This is a genomic window from Huintestinicola sp., from assembly GCF_050874005.1.
In the GTDB taxonomy this organism is placed as follows: domain Bacteria; phylum Bacillota; class Clostridia; order Oscillospirales; family Ruminococcaceae; genus Huintestinicola.
The window spans coordinates 1-18,296 of sequence record NZ_JBNMJV010000031.1 but is presented as its reverse complement, the minus strand read 5'-3'; the positions used below and the strand labels follow the sequence as shown (position 1 = coordinate 18,296).

General features: G+C 44.8%; 17 protein-coding genes. 13 read left to right on the top strand and 4 right to left on the bottom strand.

The window, feature by feature from the left end:
- Positions 1–81 precede the first annotated feature (81 nt).
- The 3 genes from ACR0QN_RS10390 to ACR0QN_RS10380 are packed head-to-tail and all read left to right on the top strand — an operon-like array spanning position 82 to position 2,410.
- Positions 82–993 carry a helix-turn-helix transcriptional regulator gene (locus ACR0QN_RS10390; protein ID WP_432651147.1) on the top strand — a complete coding sequence of 304 codons (912 nt, stop codon included), beginning with the start codon at positions 82–84 and terminating at the stop codon, positions 991–993.
- Positions 994–1,037: 44 nt separating this feature from the next.
- Entirely contained in the window at positions 1,038–1,766 is a 729-nt protein-coding gene (locus ACR0QN_RS10385; RefSeq protein WP_432651146.1) for a pyridoxamine 5'-phosphate oxidase family protein, read from the top strand.
- 2 nt (positions 1,767–1,768) lie between these two features.
- Positions 1,769–2,410, top strand: coding sequence for a GyrI-like domain-containing protein (locus ACR0QN_RS10380; RefSeq protein WP_432651145.1), 642 nt, complete (start codon positions 1,769–1,771; stop codon positions 2,408–2,410).
- A gap of 228 nt (positions 2,411–2,638) precedes the next feature.
- Here the strand turns inward: ACR0QN_RS10380 and ACR0QN_RS10375 are convergent, their stop codons facing one another.
- From ACR0QN_RS10375 to ACR0QN_RS10360, 4 genes are all read right to left on the bottom strand, one after another.
- A complete protein-coding gene (locus ACR0QN_RS10375) occupies positions 2,639–4,066 on the bottom strand; it encodes a hypothetical protein (protein WP_432651144.1) in 1,428 nt (475 codons plus the stop codon).
- A 124-nt stretch (positions 4,067–4,190) separates the two neighbouring features.
- Entirely contained in the window at positions 4,191–5,153 is a 963-nt protein-coding gene (locus tag ACR0QN_RS10370) for an AEC family transporter (RefSeq protein ID WP_432651143.1), read from the bottom strand.
- An 85-nt stretch (positions 5,154–5,238) separates the two neighbouring features.
- A complete protein-coding gene (locus ACR0QN_RS10365; protein WP_432651142.1) occupies positions 5,239–6,789 on the bottom strand; it encodes a hypothetical protein in 1,551 nt (516 codons plus the stop codon).
- Positions 6,790–6,813: 24 nt separating this feature from the next.
- Positions 6,814–8,085: a FecR domain-containing protein gene (locus ACR0QN_RS10360; protein WP_432651141.1), complete on the bottom strand. Its 1,272-nt coding sequence runs from the start codon at positions 8,083–8,085 to the stop codon at positions 6,814–6,816.
- A gap of 248 nt (positions 8,086–8,333) precedes the next feature.
- On the opposite strand from ACR0QN_RS10360, the gene ACR0QN_RS10355 reads away from it, so the two are divergent.
- The 10 genes from ACR0QN_RS10355 (at position 8,334) to ACR0QN_RS10310 (ending at position 18,164) form a co-directional block, all read left to right on the top strand.
- Complete coding sequence (locus ACR0QN_RS10355) at positions 8,334–9,368, top strand: CAP domain-containing protein (RefSeq protein ID WP_432651140.1); 1,035 nt, start codon at positions 8,334–8,336, stop codon at positions 9,366–9,368.
- 19 nt (positions 9,369–9,387) lie between these two features.
- Positions 9,388–9,975 carry a DUF308 domain-containing protein gene (locus ACR0QN_RS10350; RefSeq protein WP_432651139.1) on the top strand — a complete coding sequence of 196 codons (588 nt, stop codon included), beginning with the start codon at positions 9,388–9,390 and terminating at the stop codon, positions 9,973–9,975.
- A 16-nt stretch (positions 9,976–9,991) separates the two neighbouring features.
- Complete coding sequence (locus tag ACR0QN_RS10345; RefSeq protein ID WP_432651138.1) at positions 9,992–10,636, top strand: HAD family hydrolase; 645 nt, start codon at positions 9,992–9,994, stop codon at positions 10,634–10,636.
- A gap of 23 nt (positions 10,637–10,659) precedes the next feature.
- Positions 10,660–11,325 (top strand): HAD family hydrolase, encoded by a 666-nt coding sequence (locus ACR0QN_RS10340; RefSeq protein ID WP_432651137.1) that lies wholly within the window; start codon positions 10,660–10,662, stop codon positions 11,323–11,325.
- Between the two features lie 24 nt (positions 11,326–11,349).
- Positions 11,350–12,570 carry a transglutaminase domain-containing protein gene (locus ACR0QN_RS10335; RefSeq protein WP_432651136.1) on the top strand — a complete coding sequence of 407 codons (1,221 nt, stop codon included), beginning with the start codon at positions 11,350–11,352 and terminating at the stop codon, positions 12,568–12,570.
- Positions 12,571–12,606: 36 nt separating this feature from the next.
- Positions 12,607–13,359: an NYN domain-containing protein gene (locus tag ACR0QN_RS10330; RefSeq protein WP_432651135.1), complete on the top strand. Its 753-nt coding sequence runs from the start codon at positions 12,607–12,609 to the stop codon at positions 13,357–13,359.
- A gap of 17 nt (positions 13,360–13,376) precedes the next feature.
- Positions 13,377–14,228 (top strand): aldose 1-epimerase family protein, encoded by an 852-nt coding sequence (locus ACR0QN_RS10325; protein ID WP_432651134.1) that lies wholly within the window; start codon positions 13,377–13,379, stop codon positions 14,226–14,228.
- A 195-nt stretch (positions 14,229–14,423) separates the two neighbouring features.
- Positions 14,424–15,209 carry a CRISPR-associated endonuclease Cas3'' gene (locus ACR0QN_RS10320; RefSeq protein ID WP_432651133.1) on the top strand — a complete coding sequence of 262 codons (786 nt, stop codon included), beginning with the start codon at positions 14,424–14,426 and terminating at the stop codon, positions 15,207–15,209.
- 561 nt (positions 15,210–15,770) lie between these two features.
- Positions 15,771–16,115: a hypothetical protein gene (locus ACR0QN_RS10315; RefSeq protein WP_432651132.1), complete on the top strand. Its 345-nt coding sequence runs from the start codon at positions 15,771–15,773 to the stop codon at positions 16,113–16,115.
- Between the two features lie 48 nt (positions 16,116–16,163).
- Positions 16,164–18,164, top strand: a complete 2,001-nt coding sequence (locus tag ACR0QN_RS10310) for a type I restriction-modification system subunit M (RefSeq protein WP_432651131.1) — start codon at positions 16,164–16,166, stop codon at positions 18,162–18,164.
- Positions 18,165–18,296: the final 132 nt, after the last annotated feature.

The following is an 18,296-nucleotide window of genomic DNA, read 5'->3' as shown; positions in this document are numbered from 1 at the left end:
GTCTCCGCTTTATTTTTGCTTGAAATTATTGGGAAAATATGTTATACTTTTGCAAAGACAGATGAAAGGAATATTCGGAAAATGAAAATAGACAGACTTATAGGCATATTGTCCGTTCTGCTCCGGAGAGAAAAGATAACCGCCGCAGAGCTTGCGGAAAAATTTGAGGTGTCCCAGCGAACAGTTTACAGAGATATTGAGGCTCTTTCCAAAGCAGGCATTCCCGTTGCCGCAGAGAGGGGCATAAACGGCGGAGTTTACATAATGGACGGGTATAAGATAGACAGGACGCTTTTGTCTACAGAGGATATGCGCGCCATAATTGCAGGACTTAAAAGCCTTGACAGCGTGTGCGAAACGAATAAATACCGTCAGCTTATGGACAAGCTTTATACTGACGGGGCGGATGGTTCGGGCAGCATTATAATTGACCTGTCGATGTGGGACAAGACATTTATTTCTCCGAAGCTGGAGCTTATTAAAGAGGCAATAGAAAACCGTCAGCTTATCTCATTTACATATTACTCACCCGAGCGAACCGAGGAGCGAAAGATAGAACCCTATCGGCTCATATATCAATGGTCGAGCTGGTATGTGTGGGGGTATTGCCTGAACCGTAAGGATATGCGGCTTTTCAAGCTGTCACGAATGACGGGGCTTGTAAATCTGCATATCAAATTTGAAAAGAGGGATATCCCCGAATATTCCTGCGACAAGCTGCGCCACACCAAGGGGGAGATAGAGGCTGAGGTGAAATTTGACAAATCAGTCAAGTGGCGGATAATTGACGAGTTCGGAGCGGAGCTGCCACGATATGACGAGGAGGGCAATGTTTATCTTAAATTCACCTGGTCGGATGTGCCCTCTTTTTTCAGATATATACTTACTTTCGGTGACTGTGCGGAAATAATTTCTCCCGCAAAATACCGACAGGAATTTGCGGAGCTTCTGAAAAATATTTCCGCAAAATATGACACACAGCTGTCAGATTAAGCCTGCTATACTTGTATTATAAAATACAGGAAAGAGGCGTATGTATGAGCACAGATTTTTATGAGCTTACCCCCTGCGGAGGTAACTGCACGGGCTGTGAGCATTTCCGCTCGGGCGAATGTAAGGGCTGTATCCAAAGCGGCGGTGAATGTGTTAAAATGTGGGACAATGGCTGTGAAATTTACAAATGCTGCCAAAGCCACGGAGTAACATTTTGCGGTATCTGCGGAGAATTTCCCTGTGAGTGGCTTAAAGAGACCATATGCAGGTGGGACGAAAAGGGTATAGAGCGGCTGCAAAGTCTTGGTGAGGAATATAAAAAGCAGCATAAGGACTTTGATGAAAATATTTCACGGATTTGGAAAAATATGGGCAGTCACAGTGTAATGACACTTTCCACCTGCGCCCGGGGAAGGGTGTCCGCCCGTCCTATGAGCGTTGTGGTCATTGACGGGAAATTTTACTGCCAGACGGATATAAGCTATCTCAAATGCAGTCAGATAAGGGAAAATAACAATGTGGCTCTTTGTGTGAAAAATTTTTCTATTGAGGGAAAATGTAAAATAATGGAAGAGCCTGTAAAGTACGATTTTTTTATGCGGGCAATGAAAAAGCATTATCTGTCTGCTGTGGAAAGATATTCGTCTCTGCCTTCGGAAAGAGTTCTTGAGATAACTCCGTCTCTCATTTATTTATGGGATTATCATTTAGGCAAGCCTTATATGGAATACTATGAATTCAGAAATAATACATATCGGAAGGAATTGAAATAATAATGGAAAAGCTTGATTACAAAAAGCAGTTCAAGGAGCTGTATATGCCCTCTGCAAAGCCGTCGGCGGTCGATGTCCCCGAGATGATATTTTTTGCGGTGAAAGGCTGCGGCGACCCGAACACGAGCGCTGAATACAAAGGTGCGCTGGAGCTTCTTTACGCAATGTCATTTACTGTTAAGATGTCAAAAATGAACGGCAGTCAGCCCGAGGGTTATTTCGAGTATGTTGTGCCGCCTCTTGAGGGACTGTGGTATCAGGAGGGCATAGACGGCATTGATTATTCCCGTAAAAATGATTTTAAGTGGATATCTATGATACGTCAGCCCGAGTTTGTGACCGAAGAGGTTTTTGAGAATGCAAAGGCGGCGGTACAGAAGAAAAAGCCGCACCTTGACACATCAAAGGTTCAGCTTATGAGATGGAGCGAGGGGCTTTGCATTCAGCTTATGCATACGGGTCCCTATGATGAAGAGCCTGCAAGCATTGAAAAGCTTCGGCGTTTTGCTGAGGAAAACGGATTTGAAGAGGATTTTTCCGAGGGACGTTATCATCACGAGATATACCTTTCCGACCCGAGAAAATGCGCTCCGGAGCGGCTTAAAACAGTTATCCGTCACCCTGTTAAAATAAGGAAAGATTAACGTTACATCATTTTAAATTCAAGCATTGCTAAAGTTTGGCGGGGCGGCTGAACGCCCCCACAAAAAAATAAACTGCACCAAAGCAGACAAGGAAAATGTCCGCTTTGGTGCAGTTTTTTATATAACATAACTTTGAGAAAATTTGATTTTGATAAAAAATTTTTTGAAAAAACACTTGACAAATCAAAACAGATGTGCTATAATAATTATGAAACTAATGTGCGAAATTTACTTGAGGTCAAAGTATGCATATTTCACAAAGCCATTATTGTCTTTGAGCTGTATGCAGTAGGAGCCTTTTTTCAGGCTGCTCAGAGAATAGTAATCGGTGAGGACAAAGCTTTTGTCCCATTTGGTCATTGCGGGAACGGTAAGCTCGGTGTCAAGCTTCTTGCCCTTTTTCAGCTCCACTTTTTTGTATTTGTTATTTTCAAGGCGGTAAAGAGTGCCGTAGCCCTTGAGGGTAACGGGTCTGTCGGTATCATTCACCACGGTTATGGTTATCTGTCTGTTGCGTGTGCTTTTTGTTTCGGTCTGTACTGCCGAACATTCAAAGGGGGCAATGAGCCTGAACTCGCAGGAAAGACCCGAACCGATCGCTGCACGGTATGTTCCCGATCTAAGCTTATTTTTGCTGTATCTGCTGAGGTCAAGCTTTGCGGTGACCGAGGTGCCTGCCGTTACATCATATGAAGCTGTGGAGACGGCAGCGGTACTTTTCGGGGTGATCCTTTCCCATTCGCCGCTTGTTTCATTCTTGCAGAAAAGCTCTATGGCTTCCGTGGCATATATCTTTGAGGTATTGTTCACATTTACGTTAAAGCTTATCTCGTTTGTGTCGGTAAGGTAATACTCGCTTTGGGAAGTGGTGACCTGTGCAGGCTCAATGATATTGAATTCGCAGTATTTTGTGACGGTCTTTCCGTTTGTGTATATGGGTATTGCCACACGGTACAGTCCTGTTTTAAGGTCAAGCTTGTAATCCTCCGGGATGAAGGTGAGGGTTACCTTGTCGGTGCTTGTGCCGTAGTCCTTGCTTTTTCCAAGTACGTAGGCGATATCGTCAATGCTGTAGCCGCTGTCGGGCTTGACCTTGTACCATTTTCCGTCTCTGAACTTATGGAGAGCGCCTGCTCCGATATTTCCGAGAACTGCTTCGGAACTCATATCGTCCGTTGTTACGGTGAAGCATATTGTCTCACGCTGTCCCGAGAGTATCACGGATCTGTCGGCGGTGACCTCAAAAGAAGCGGTATCCTTTTTCAGAGCGCCTGTGGAGGTGAAATAATAGGTTTTGCCGTCTATTACCGTAATTCCCTTTGCGGCGGTGCCGTCGGGATAGAAATAATAGGTGCTGCCCCCGACTTTGAGCCAGCCGTCCCTGTACATAAGCCCGTTGTCGAAAAATACCGTGTTTTTGCCGAGCTTGGCTATTCCGGTGTAAATACCGATGTAATTTCCTTCGGAGTCAAATCTTTGGGCAACGCCGTCAACCACAACTATACCTTTGGCGTATTCGTCGTTTTCCATAAAATATTTTTTATTGCCGTTTATTTCCTGCCAGCCGTATTCGGCGGCGCTGATGCAGGGTGCGGCACTTATGGTCATTACTGCTGCTGCGGCAAGAGAGAGCAGTTTCATAGTGTTTCTTTTCATTGATGTAACATCCTTTCTTAAAGATAGCGTGGGTGTTCTTTCAATAAAAATATTATATCAGATTTGCGAGGCTGTTTCAAGTAGTTTGGCAAAGCTGTAACCTTTTGTTGTCAAATTCGGGCATTTATGAAATATATCCCAAAGACTTTACTATAAATATCCAGAAGGTGAGCGTTACAGAGGAGAGAAGGGTGGTGGCGGCTATGACGCTGGAGGTCAGCACGCCGTCGTTTTTCATATTTTTTGCCATTATATAGCAGGAGGGGGTGGTGGGTGAGCCAAGCATTATCACAAGGGCAAGGAGTGCTTCATCTCTGAAGCCAAGAAGTATTGCTGCTGTGAGGAACACAAGCGGCATTATGAGCAGCTTTACGGCACAGCAGACTGCGGTGGGCTTTATCTTTGCTATTGCCTTGCGTCCCTCGAATGAAGCGCCTATGACGATAAGGGAGAGAGGTGTTGCCACTTGGGAAAGATTTGTCAGGGTCTTGTCGATTATAGTGGGCATAAAGCTGTACACGTTAAGCAGAGAGCCAATACAGCCTGCGATTATTCCGATGATGATGGGGTTTTTGATAATTCCCACCGCTGCTTTTTTCATCTTATTCTTTTTGTCGGGGTCGTTCTGAGCGTCCTCGGCTTCAAAGGTGAGGACGGTGACGGCGTAGATATTATAAAGCGGCACGCAGCCTATGATTATCATTGGGATAAGCCCCGAACTGCCGTAGATATTCTGCATAAAGGCAAATCCCATTACTGCCACAGAGCTGCGGTAGGAAGCCTGCACAAAGGCGCCGATGATCGACTTGTCCTTGATAAAAAGTCTGGCGCAGAGCCATATCACGGCAAAGGCTATAGTGGTTATCACGGCGCTGTATATCACAAGACTGCCGTTGAAGGAGGCAATGATATTTTCCTTTGCAAGGTCGCAGAAAACCATTACGGGAAGGCAGACGTTGAAGATGAATTTGTTCGATGAAGCGATAAAGCCCTCGGTGAACATTCCCATACGGTTCAGAATATAGCCTATGAGGATAACGAGGAACACGGGCATAGTGGCATTAAGACTGTAGATCAGATTGTTCATTGGCGGTCGTCCTTTTTACATAAAATGCCAAATGACCGCTCCGGTAAGGGAACGGTCAGCAAGGCTTATTCAGGTGTACATAGTATTACAATGTCACATCTGAGAATACATAGCTTGTAACGGTGGTGGTTGCCTGAGTATCTGTGCTGTAGGTCGGGTCGGGAACCAGTATTGCGGTAATTGTGGTATCGGCGGTGATGAAAGTGCCGTTGCCCTCCCAGCCAAGGAATGTATATCCGGGAACAGAAACTGTGGGGAGCGATGCATTGCCGCCGTAGGGCACAAGCTGTGTGGTTGCCTGACCGTTTATTACTACTGTAACGGTGAAGTTCTGGAGTGTGGTAGCTGCGGTTGTTGTTGTCTGAGATGCAAAGGGATCGTCGTAACCCGGAGCAGAAGTCTCGGAAGCGGCGGTGGAGGAAGGATCGTCCTCAAAGATAGCTGTGATGGTGGTCTCCTCGGTTATGTTTGTGAAGTCGCCGTCCCAGCCGATGAACTTTTTGCCGGGTATCTCGGGAACGGAAGGCTGAGAAGCGTTTCCGCCGTATTCGACCTCCTGGGCGATTATCTCGTCCTCGATGATTATGTAAACGGGGATAAGCTTTGCCTCGGAAGCGGTGGTCTCGGGTGCGGCGGTGGTGGTGGGTGCAGCTGTGGTAGTGGTCACGGGGGCTGCGGTGGTTGTATAAGGCGTTGTTGTGGTCTGAGGAGCGGTGGTGGTGTAGGGTGTGGTGGTAGTGGTCTCCTCGGTCACGCTCTCGGGAACGGAGGTCTCTGTGGGAGTTGTCTCGGTCTCGGAGGGGATAGTTACGGTAGTTTCTTCGGGTGTTGTTTCTGTGTTTTCGGGAACGGCAGGCATATCCTCGGGTGCATTGTCATATGCTGTCTTTATCTCCTCGGCGGAGAATGCAAGCTCGCCGAATGAGGAGGCGGTGAAAAGCTCTCTGAGTGTGGAAGCGCTGTAATCCGAAAGAACAGCAGGGACGTTAAGGCTGTCAAAGGAAGGTGTATCTCCGCTGACAACGATTGAAGTTCTGCCCTCGCCAAGTATCTCGGGAACTTCGGACTGGAGCTTGTAGCCGTTTCTGTCCACGGGATTTCCCATTGAGTCGTAGAGGTTTATTTCCGAACTGCCGCCGAAGGAAACGGCGTTTGTTACGGTCTGAGTTTCGCCCATATCATAGGAAATACGCATAACCGATTTCTTTGTGGTGTAGGAGGAGCTTTCGGTGCGGACAACGACATTTGCCGAGCAGTCGGTGAGAGAGCTTATGAACATTGCTCCACGGTTAAGGAAAAGCTCGCTGTCGGATTTTCCGTTGAAATCGCCTGTTACAAAGACCTGTGTGGAAGGCTCGAGGACAATGTAGTTTTCATCATTGGAGTTTCCTCTTGAACGGTAGACCAGTCTGCAGGAGCCGCCGTCATTTACGGTAAGGATATCGCCGTTTGAAAGCATACCGTCTGCTGCTGCGGATTCCGAAGCGCCGTCGGGGGAGCTTACAAGCACGTCTCCCGAGACTGCTGCAATGTAAAGTCCGCTGCCTTCATTGCCGAGACTCAGTATGATCACTGTTGCAATGACGGCGACAAGGGCGATAGCGCCTGTGATAATGGCTGTTTTATATGTTTTCATTGGTTTGGTTCCTTTCTGTACGCTTTATGAGGTAAGGGCGGCTGAATTTATGATTTCCCACCAAGGGATAGTTGAAACGGGGGTGGTGGTTTCGGAAACGGTCGGCTCGGTGACGGGCGGTGCAGTTTCGGAAACCGATGATCCGGTAACGGGGGCTGCCGGCTTTATGGCAGGTATTGACGCTGTGGTCTGCTGTGATGTTTCAGTCGGAGCGGCTGTTACGGTATCGGTGGGTACTGTTGTTGTCACGGGAGAAGCCGTTGTTACGCTGTAGACTTTTGTTGTGGTCTCAGCGACCGATATGGGGGTCGATCCGGTGGTGACGCTTGTCGTTTCCGTGACCGAAACGCTTTCGCTTGTGACGGAGGTTTCGGCAGGTGTTGTCGTTTCGGAAATGTCGGAGGTTATGACTGCTGTTGAGAAGCTTACATCAGAACTTTCAGGTGTTTCGGTGGGCGGCGGAGCTGTTTCGGAGGGTATCGGCTGCGTCTGTTCGCCCGATCCCGATATTCCCAGAGCGCTCTGATAAGCGTTGTTCAGATCGGTTAGGGAATATGCCAGAGGGCGGTCTGCCGCTATTCTGATAAATGTTCTGAGAGTGCTTTCGGAAAGAGAATACAGGTCTGTATCGCTGTTAAGATACTCAAATCTTGCGGTATCGGCGCAGGTCATAAGCCTTGCACTTTTTCCCTCGGCAAGCAGCATAAGCTGGTCGGCGGGGGAGGCGTTATCGTCATACAGCTGGATATCCACCGAACCTTCGGCACACTCGACTTCGGTAAGCTTTACCGCTTCACGTCCGCCGTAAGTGTCAAGGTAGGAGAAATCTGTTCGGAAAACCGTTCCTTTGGCTGAGATAACTGCGTTGGGAGTGCGCACCTCAAAGGCGGAATTTTTCGGCAGCTTCGAGTCAAGGCGGCATATTGCAGAGCCTTCGGATATATTTACTATGACGCTGCCCTTTTCGGAAATGTCGGTGAAATTTACGTATAAAGTAGTATCGGGCTCGATGATTATGTATTTATCCTTGTCGGCGGCAAGCTTTACTTCGCCGTCGGAGGAGGTTATTATCACGTCGCCGCTTTCGAGCACCGTGTTCTTGTCCGCCGGTATCTGCCCGTCGCTTTTGAGGATAAATGCGCTGCCCGATATGTCCTTGATGGAGAGCTTCCTGTCGCTGCTGCCCGAGCTTGCAAGGGTGAACACGATTATTATCAGTATAAGAGACACGACGGCTATGGCTGCTATCACCAGCATCAGTGCGTGCTCTGTGAGAAATTGCATAAGCTTTTTCATTAGAAAAATCATTCCTTTGGTCGGGATATGATCGTCCCTGTGTATATACTTCTTCTTATTATAGCACAGGCTTACGGATTTGTCAAACAAGATTTGTGTTTTTCCGACAGTTGTTAAAATTCATTAAAGATGATTGACTTATCTGAGGAAATTTGGTATAATAAATGTAACTGAAACATTATGGGGAATGCTGTCTGTTTTCGGACGGGAACATTCCCGGGGGATATATAGGAAAGGTCGTTGGGATAATGAAAATTTCTTTAGGAAAATCTTTGGCTGTATTTCTGTCGGCGCTTATTTTTATGCTTGGAATGGTGTCTCTTTGCGCTTTGCCCGTTAATGCCGCTCAGACGGTCGGACTTAGCAGGACTTCCGTGACCCTTGAGGTGGGACAGTCCGCTTCGCTTAAACTTAACGGAGTTTCAAGCGGCAAGATAGTATGGTCTATGTCCGACAAAAATGTGGCGAAATACTCAAAGGGCAAGGTGACGGGCGTAAGCGAGGGCACCACTTACATTTTTGCCAAATATAACGGCAAAAAGTACAAGTGCAAGGTCACGGTCGTTCCTGCGGAAAACAATGTCGTTAACGTGAAAAAGGGCGGCAGCGTAAGCGTTTATGTTTACACGGACATTGATGAGATCATGATAGAGTATTCGGATTCAAGCGTATGCTCGGTCTCGTGCGGCGTACTGAGCGACGGCAGCGGTTATGCTCTCAAAATAAAGGGCAAAAAAAGCGGAACTTCTTCGTTTAAGCTTTATGACGCTGACAACAAGTCGGTCTATCTTGAATTTGACGTGAAGGTCGGCTCAAAGTCGGACGGAAAGGTCTCCTTTGACCTTGGCAGCAAGAAGACTTCTCAGGACGTAAGTGACACTTGGGGAAGCTTTGATACATCATCTGATGCTTCGGAAGATACGTCGGGCTACATTGACGAGGTAATTCGTCTTGTCAATGAGGAAAGAGCCGCTGCAGGCAAGTCTGCTCTCAAGAAAAACGATGAGCTTTGCAATAATGCTCAGGTCCGTGCAGGTGAGATAAGCAGCTATTTTTCACACACCCGTCCTGACGGTAAGAACTGCTTTACGGTTATTACCGTTCCCTACGGCTATGCAGGCGAGAACATCGCTATGGGTCAGCGTACTCCCGAGGAGGTTATGGACTGCTGGATGGAATCTTCGGGTCACAAGCAGAATATCCTTTCTTCTAATTACACATCTGTAGGCGTGGGTTATGACCCCTCTACCAACTGCTGGGTACAGATATTTATTTCCGATTGATAATTAAGGAGGCTTTACTTTGGGTATTTTGAGCAGTTCTTCCGCTTCGGACAGAAAAAAGATGATCTTTCTCCTGCTCTGGCTCATTTCGGGCATCGGAATGATCGTTGTGGGCATAATGGCTGTTGTGAACAGGAAAATGGCTGTCAGCGCTATTTCGGGATTTCTGGGAGTGTGCGCTCTGATAACGGGGGTCATCACTCTTATAGTGCGTATCACTCAGGTAAAGAGGCTCGGCAGGAGCAGCATCGGCTTTGATATCCTTATATGGCTGGCGCTGGGTATTCTGCTTCTTAATACGGGACTGCTTAACAAGCTGGGCAAGCTGGCTTTTATTATCGGCGGTGTTATCCTTGCCTGCGAGGGCGTTCGTGCTTTTATTGCGTGTCAGAAAAACAAGGACGAGAAGGAATGGTATGTTCCGAGAATGATCTTCTCGGCGGCGTTTATTGTTCTCGGCATAATCGTTATTGTCAATGCAGAGAGAATTTTTACTAATCTTACGGCGCTGGCGGTGGGCATCTATTTCATTATCCACGGTACTGAGCTGCTGTACGAATGGATAGGCAGGGCTAAGCATTTCTATAATTTCAGAGATACCGAATGAAAGGAAAAGTCGTTTTATGAGCGGTGCACAGGGCATTATTTTTGATATGGACGGTCTTATGATCGACTCGGAGCGGATAATCAACCGTGCGGTGGTGAGAGCCGGCAGGGAAATGGGACTTCAGGGCATTGAAGATGTGAGCCTCAGGACTATCGGTACAAGCAATGTACGCACCCGTGAAATATATAATTCGGTGTACGGCGAATTTGACTTTGACAGGCTTATGGACTTAAAGCACAGGTATATTGACGAGATCATCGGCGACAGGGGATTCCCACCCAAAGAGGGCATCTGCGAGATACTTGAATATGTTGCGGGAAAGGGCTATATCACCGCTGTAGGCTCTTCTACGAGAGAGTGGGCGGTAAAGGAGTTCCTCGGAAAGATAAATGTTTTAAAATATTTTGACATTTTCGTGTGCGGCGATATGGGCCTCAGGAGCAAGCCGTTTCCCGATATTTTCCTTGCCTGCGCCGAGAAAATGGGAGTAAGCCCCGGGGACTGTTTTGTTCTTGAGGATTCGCTCAACGGTATCAGAGCCGCATATGCCGCAGGTATGAAGCCTGTTATGATACCCGATATGATAGCTCCCGACGAGGATATCATACCTATGCTTTATGCGCTGAAAGGCTCGCTTTTAGAAGCTATGGAGCTTTTTTGATCTTAACAGGGGAGGACAAGGATTTGAGCATATTTTCGGGGATAAACGGTTTTATTTTCGATCTCGACGGCACTCTTGTCAATTCAAACGGAGTCTGGGAAAGCATTGACAGGAAGCTTATGGAGAAAAATCACATAATGCTTTCCGACAGAGAGCTGCATCAGGCGGCTGCTATGACCTATGAGGAGGTCCTGGAGTTTTTCTGCTCAAAGGGACTGAGATATTCGCTGGAGCAGCTTCGCTCCGAGAGCAACGAGCTGGCGGAAAAGGAATACAGGTATAATATTTTTCTCAAGGACGGCGCAGAAGAGGCGTTAAAGATCATTAAGGCACGGGGCGGAAAGATAGCTCTTTCTACGGCTTCGCCCAGAAGGCTTTACGAGCCTGTTCTGCGGCGAAACTGCGTTTACGGTATGTTTGACGCATTTATTACCACCGATGAGGTGGGGGCGGACAAGGATCACCCCGATATTTATCTCAAAGCGGCGGAGATGATAGGCGTGCCCCCTTGGGAATGTATCGTTTTCGAGGACGTTTTAAAGGGTATCGTCAGCGCAGGGAATGCGGGTATGGTGACTGCGGCGGTTTACGACGAATATTCCTCCGAGGATTATGTTACTATGAAGCAGATAGCGGACGTTTTTCTGATGAGCTTCAGAGATATCCTGCCTATGCTTATGAATAACTGACAAAAATTGTAAGGCGGTGTTTTTTTGAAAAATTTATTTAAAAAAGCGGTATCCTTTATTGCGGCAGCCTTTGCGGTTTCCTGCATTTCTGCAGGTGCTTCGGCTTATGCGGGGGAGGAGCTGTACGAGGTCAAGGGATATGACAAGAACGAGATCGCTCTTGCGGAGCTTTGCAAAAGCACTCTTGAAAGCTTTGTTGAGGAAGAAGTGAATATTTCCAAATATAACGTAAGCTATGAGGAATTTGAGGATATTTATACCACGGTAATAATGAACGAGCCTGAGCTTTATTATGTGAATGTTATACAGGCTTCACTCAAATACAAAACCGAGGATCATATCCTTGGATTTAAGCCCATTTATAACTGCACCTACGGTCAGCTTGAAGAAAGAGACAAGAAAATTGCAAAATTTTCCAAGTCCGTTATGAGCGGGATAAAGAAAAACTGGAGTGACGAGGAGAAAATTCTCTACGTTCACGACCGTCTTGCGGCTCATATCACCTATTATGATGGCAATGACAAGGAATACGGAAGAAATATCTATGACGCTTTTGTTGACGGTTCTTCGGTATGCGTGGGATACTCTCTGGGTTTTCAGTATTTTATGGATAAGCTTGATATTCCCTGCATATGCGTTACTTCCGACGACCACATATGGAATATGGTAAGCGTTGACGGACAATGGTATCACGTGGACATTACCTGGGACGATTCGGCGGAGGTAACCAAAAATACCGTATTTCACAATATGGTTCTGCAAAGTGACGAGGGTATGAAGGATCCGGATATCAAGCACGATACTGCACACAGATCTGCCGAGGCGGACGACTGTTTCTATGACAACGCTTTCTGGACCGAGTCCAACACAAGGATAAGCTATCTGAACGGCTACTGGTATTACACAAACAGCGAGGGTCTGAACAGATACAGCTTTGAAAGCGGCGAAAGCAAGCACCTTTATGACATTGTGGGCGTTTGGCACGCTGATGAGGGCAGAGACTGGACCATTCCTTTTTCACAGACTGCGGTCTACGGAAAAAGCGTTTATTTTAACAGCCCCGATACGATCTATCGCTATGACACGGCTAAAAAGAAGATATATAAGGTTTATGCGCCAAAGCTTTCGGGCAAGGAGCAGATATACGATATTTACATATCCGGAGGAAAGCTTATTTACAGCGCAGGCACTTATGACGATCCCGTTAAGACCAGGAAGGCGATACGTCTGAATAAGGCTGCATAAAGGCTTCTATGCGATCAGAAAGGTTGGTCAGGATTTATGGATAAAAGATTTGCGGTGCTTATTGACGCTGACAATGTTTCGGAAAAATATATAAAGCCCATTTTAGACGAGCTTTCCAACGACGGTATCATTACCTATAAGCGTATCTATGGTGACTGGACACGCCCTGCGCTGGGTTCCTGGAAGCAGGTGCTTTTAAATCACAGCATTACGCCTATCCAGCAGTACAGCTATACTACGGGCAAAAATGCCACAGATTCGGCTATGATAATCGACGCTATGGATATCCTTTATTCGGGAAATGTGGATGGGTTCTGCATTGTTTCAAGCGACAGCGATTTTACCCGTCTCGCCGCAAGGCTCAGAGAGTCGGGAAAGTATGTTATCGGTATGGGCGAAAAGAAAACTCCCACGCCCTTTATTTCCGCCTGCAACAGGTTTGTTTATCTTGAGATACTGGCGCAGGGGGATAATTCCGAACCTGCGGAAGCTGCCGAGAACGTTGAGCAGGAAAAGGAAAAAAGCGAGGGCGAACACGAGGTATTAAAGGTAAAGACCATTCGCTCGGCTATATGCGCCATTATTTCGGAGGTCTCCGACGAGGACGGCTGGGCTTCTCTCAGCGAGGTGGGAAATATTCTTTTAAAGCGGTATCCCAGCTTTGATGTCCGCAGCTTCGGTTTTCAGAAGCTGACTCCGTTTATTAAGTCAATGGGCATTTTTGAGGTATACTCCATTCCCTCCGAAAAGGGGAATGTGAAGGTTATTTACATTCGCAGGAAAAACTAAAGAAGGGCGGAATTTTTATGCAGTACACTATTAAATCTGACAAGCTCACAGCTGTTATCGACCGTTTCGGCGGAGAGCTTCATTCCTTAAAGGACACTATGGGCAATGAGTATATCTGGACCGCAGAAGACGTATGGAAGCGGCACGCTCCGCTGCTTTTCCCGTTTGTATGCAACACCAAGAGCAAGAAATACACCGTTAACGGAAAGGAATATTCGCTTTCAAATCACGGATTTGCCAGAGATACGGAGTTTAGCGATAAAAGTGTTCAGGGCGACAGGGTGACTCTTTCAATATGCTCCGATGAGGGAACAAAGGCAAAATATCCTTTCGATTTTGAGTTTTCCGTTACATATGCTCTTTCGGGCAATAAGCTTTCGGTGACTATGGAGGCAAAAAATACGGGTGATGGTGATATGCCTTTCTTTGTGGGAGGTCACCCCGGATTTCTGTGTCCCTTTGAGGCAGACAAGGACAGCACTTTTGAGGATTATGATGTTGTTTACGAGAAAAATGAGACAATTACTCAGGACGAGTTCGGCGTTACGGTGCTTGACAATGCAAACAAGGTTGGGGTAACGAGAGAGCTTTTCAAAAACGATGTTTTTATGAAGGACAAGCCTGCTTCTTCTAAGGTGTCTCTTGTGAGCAGAAAGAGCGGCAAATCGGTTACTGTAAGCTATGATAATTCGGGCTGCATTGCGGTGTGGTCGCCTTATGATGACAGGGGACATTTTGTTTGCCTTGAACCCTGGGCAAGCGCTCCCGTTTACTGCTGCGATACTGAGGAGCTTACGGAAATGCCTCACGCAAAGCATATTGCTCCCGGGGAAAACTACAGCTTTTCCTTTGATATTGAGATAAAATAAGATGAATTTTCGGCTCTTCCCGATTTACCGTCGGGAGGAGCTTTTTGTTTATGCATAATTTTGCCGCAGTCGGTGTGGCATTTTTTTGGTATTTTTATCTAAAAAGAAGGTAAAAATTTTTTTAGTCCATTTTGTTATAAAAGTTTGCTTTTTTCTGTTAATATGTTATAATTAAACAAAAGGAAGTGACTCGATATGGAAATTTTTGCACACATCGGCGACAATGGCGAAAAGCAGACCTTAGAGGAACACCTTGAGGGCGTTGCAGAGCTTGCTTCGGGATTTGCGGTTTCGGAACTTAAAAATGCGGCTTATTATCTTGGACGTATACACGATATCGGAAAATGCAGACCCGGATTTCAAAAGCGGCTTGAGGGCGCAAATATACGCTGTGAACACGCCTGCTGCGGTGCGGCGGAGATAATGAGGGTCAAAAGCAGTCCTTTGAATTACCTTCTTGCTTACTGTGCGGCGGGACATCACTCGGGACTGCAGAACGGCGGGGCGATAAATGACTCGCCCGATGACGGTACCTTGCACGCTGCTCTTAATAAGGACGCTTCGGATTATCTGCCCGATGGTGAACGGTTCAGACGTGAGCTGCCGGATTTGTCGGGGCTTATGAAGCTTATAACCGATGGGGCGGGAAGGGATATTACAGAAGTTATTGAAAGGTCGGCTTTCTTTACAAGGTATCTCTTTTCCTGTCTCACAGATGCGGATTTCCTTGATACGGAGCAGTTCTGTTCACCCGATGCCGAAAGAGGGGTGACGGGGGACTTTTCAAGGGCTTTGGAGCTTGTAAGTGATAAGCTAAGCGGTTTTCCTGCGGACACTAAGGTGAAACAGGCAAGAAAGCGGCTTCAGGAACAGGCTTTCGGTTCCTGCGGCAGCGGAGGAATACATATTCTGAATATGCCTACAGGCAGCGGCAAGTTATCACAACTTCATAATATGTCTAAAATTGGGGCAATGGTCTGAAAAGTCCCTATTATAGCCGTTGGTTGACACTAAATCAGTTATGAAGCTCATTATACAAAATTAGACACATTTTTTGTGAATAAAATATTAACTAAGCAAATGAAAAATAAATGTCATTAAGATAAAAGGAATTAAATTTAAAAAACAATCCTAATCTATTATTTTCTATTGACTAATATGTGGCATCACTCCAGCGGAGTTGATGTTTTTTTATTTGTAAAAACACATTTTGCAAGATTATTATCACATTTTGGTTGTATACAAACACGTTTTGAAAGTATATTAGCAGAACAATTAGTACTTCTGCCCAAAAATAGTATGATTCGTGTGTTGATTTTGCTAAAAAAGTCTTGCTCTATAACTATTTTCGCTTTCAAAACGTGATTATTAGATAAATAAACTTTCAAAATGTGATAGGTCTATTCTATTGATAATATTCTAAATAATTTCTAATGATATTGAATGAAAAAAATTCTTTTCTCTTTTTGAATTATCAACATCTTTCAATAAAATAGTTGATTTTAGTGGTATAATATGCTATAATATATCAAGGAGGCTGAAATGAAACAGAAGCAGCTTGAAATAATACTCAAATATAACCCTTGCAATGACAATTTTCATACTTGGATTCGCACAATTGATGATATCAAGTCATTCGAAGAGGCTCTTAATGATGGTGACTATTCCTGTTATGATGAATATGCTCCAGATTTTACAAGGCAAGATGCATTAAAAGCAATAGCAGAAGGATGCATTGTTGTATACAGTTCACATCCAATTAGTCGGGGAATATTTGTGACACCATCAAAAATAGAAGCACTTTCTTATTCTAGTAATGGTCGTATTTATTCCAAACTTGTAAAATTAACAGATGTAGCTTGGATTGATGTTACACAAAGTCAATAAGCCAATATAAATTTTGAAAACGAAATAACAAAAGGAGAATGATATTTTATGTCAAATGTAAATACTATCGATACTTTATGGGATGATAACCCTATTGATGTATCAACAGAAGTAAATTTTATCTGGTCTATTGCTAACAAGCTGAGAGGTCCTTATCAAAGCGATAAATACAAGGATGTGATTATCCCTATGGTAATCATAAGACGCTTTGAGTGTGCATTAGAAGCCACCAAAAACGCTGTTGTTGAACAGTTTAAGAAGAATCCTACATATCCTGCAAAGGCAATGTACAAAATTTCTGGGTATCAGTTTTATAATACAAGTGAATTTACCTTAGCAGAGCTTGTTAATGATGCAGACCATCTTGCTGATAATTTTAAAAGCTACATCAGCGGCTTCTCAACTAATGTTCAAGATATCATAAAGAACCTTGAGTTTGATAAGCAGATTGACAAGATGGACAAGCACAACAGACTTCTTTCTGTTGTCAAAGCGTTTAGCGAATTGGATTTAAATCCTGCAACAATTGACAATATGAAGATGGGTTACATATTCGAAGACCTCATCAGAAGGTTCTCCGAAAATGCTGAAGCAGGCGACCATTATACAGGACGAGATATTATTAAGGTTATGGTTTCCGTTCTGCTTGCAGAAGGTTGTGATGATATCTTCGAAGAAGGAAAGATTGTTACTATTCTTGACCAAGCCGCAGGTACAGGTGGAATGCTTTCTACAGCTAACAACTACATCAAGAGATTTAACCCCACTGCAGATGTACGACTCTTTTCTCAGGAAGTAAATCCCGAGTCCTATGCAATGTGCCTTGCAGAAATGCTTATCAGAGGTCAAAACGCTGAAAACATAAGACTTCAGGACACTATGAAAGCCGATTGTTTCCCTGACACAAAAATGCGCCTGGTAATTGAAAATGTCCCCTTCGGTACTCCTTGGGGCGGAAAAGATGCTCCTGAGGGAACAGAAGATGCTGTTAATGCTGAGGCAAAAAAGGGCGATAAGGGCAGATTTCCCGCAGGTGTTCCGAGCACGAATGATATGCAATTACTCTTTATTCAGTCTGCAATAGATAAGATGGATGACAAATGCGGAAGAGCTGCAATTGTTGAGAATGGTTCTCCTTTGTTCAGCGGCGGAACCTCTTCGGGTGAATCCCAGATAAGAAGATGGCTTCTTGAAAATGACTATATTGAAGCCATTATCCAGCTCAGTACGGATATGTTTTACAATACAGGTATTGCCAGCTACATTTGGATATTGTCAAAGAATAAGCGAGAAGAGCGAAAAGGTAAGATTCAGCTTATAGATGCATCTCATCTTCGACATAAGTTAAGAAAAAATCTTGGTGATAAAAAATATGAAATAACGCCAGAGGACAGAGCAGCTATTACAAAATTGTATGCCGATTTCAAAGAGAATGAGTATTGTCAGATATATGACAATACAGAATTTATCTATCGAGAATATACAGTAATGCAGCCTTTACAGAGAAGTTATGCTATAACGGAAGAGCGCATTGATACAATGATTTCAAGCGGTTCACTCTCTGCTTTGTATGATGAAGCAAAGGTATATGAGCTTGAAAATGCAGAAGAACTTACAGGCAAGGATAAGAACAAGCTTGAAAACTATCAGAAGAACAAGCCTGCATATGATTCTATAATTAGTATTCTGAAGGAAAATACTTCAACAGATGTATATAAGAATCCCGAATCATTTAAGCCTGTTATCACCAAGCTGCTTGCTGATACAGGCATTGATAGCAAGACCGTTGATAAGATTATCAAGGGGCTTTCTGTAATGGACAAGACGGCAGATATTCAGAAGGATAAGAAGGGCAATGTAATCTACGATACAGATACAAAAGATACAGAAATTGTACCTTGGAATGTTGATATCAATGATTATATGAATAAGGAAGTCCTTCCCCATATTCCAGATGCAAAAGCATTTTTTGAAGAAGACCTTAGCAAGAAAAAACCTGTAATTAAAACAGGCGCAGAAATTCCTTTTACAAGATATTTCTATAGGTAACATCTAAAAACCCCTGTACAAAAAAGAAAAAAAGTGGTAAAATAGAGATATGAAAATAAGACAGATAGGGTTCTTTGATGAGGAGAACCGATACAAGAAATTAACAGAATTAGGCGATCCGCTGGAGAAACT